Source organism: Marinobacter sp. UBA2498 (assembly GCF_002341575.1).
Lineage (GTDB): Bacteria > Pseudomonadota > Gammaproteobacteria > Pseudomonadales > Oleiphilaceae > Marinobacter > Marinobacter manganoxydans.
Genome location: NZ_DDOI01000044.1, coordinates 219 through 721, shown reverse-complemented (window position 1 = coordinate 721; position 503 = coordinate 219). Strand labels below are relative to the sequence as shown.

1 protein-coding gene is annotated in these 503 nt (G+C 58.3%); it reads right to left on the bottom strand.

What is annotated here, in order from left to right:
• Positions 1-503 (bottom strand): arsenic resistance protein (locus tag B2W52_RS04955; RefSeq protein WP_286801698.1); only part of this gene is annotated, 503 nt, incomplete at both ends.

Genomic DNA, 503 nt, shown 5'->3' with positions numbered 1-503 from the left:
CCAGTTCGAAGAAGTTGCTGGCACCGATCATGGCGCCAGGCGCTGCGATACAGTGGCGTACTTTCCACAGCCTCGCCCAGCCGTAGGCCAGGAAGAAAATCAGGAAGGTCTGAACAATCAGCGGCACGGCAATCAGCACGATGTGCAGGGGGTTGTTCAGGATTACCTCGCCCTGGAAGGCGAACAGCAGTACCAGAGTGACAATCAGCGCTGCCGGGGTGACCGGGCTGAGCCGCTTCATAAAGACATCGTCGTACCACTGCTGACCGTGGCGCGAAATCAGGGCGCGACGGGTCAGGTAGCCGGCTGTTAGCGGAATCACGATGTACAGGACGACGGACAGCAGCACGGTATCCCAGGGCACCTGGATGTCGGAAATGCCCAGCAGGAAAACAACAATAGGCGCGAAGGCAAACAGCATGATGATGTCGTTAAGCGATACCTGCACCAGAGTGTAGGCGGCATCGCCTTTGGTCAGGAAGCTCCACACGAACACCATGGCG